1 rRNA gene is annotated in these 290 nt (G+C 51.7%); it reads left to right on the top strand.

Annotated features, from left to right (window positions below):
• Positions 1 to 290, top strand: a 23S ribosomal RNA gene (locus L2D08_RS23720); the annotation flags it as partial.

Raw genomic sequence — 290 nt, forward strand, 5'->3', positions numbered from 1 at the left:
CTCTTGAGTGTATCCTGAGTACGGCGGAACACGAGGAATTCCGTCGGAATCCGGGAGGACCATCTCCCAAGGCTAAATACTCCCTAGTGACCGATAGTGAACCAGTACCGTGAGGGAAAGGTGAAAAGCACCCCGGAAGGGGAGTGAAAGAGATCCTGAAACCGTGTGCCTACAAGTAGTTAGAGCCCTTTAACGGGTGATAGCGTGCCTTTTGTAGAATGAACCGGCGAGTTACGATTTCATGCAAGGTTAAGCTGATAAGGCGGAGCCGCAGCGAAAGCGAGTCTGAA

This window comes from Domibacillus sp. PGB-M46 (genome assembly GCF_022668875.1).
GTDB lineage: Bacteria > Bacillota > Bacilli > Bacillales > Domibacillaceae > Domibacillus.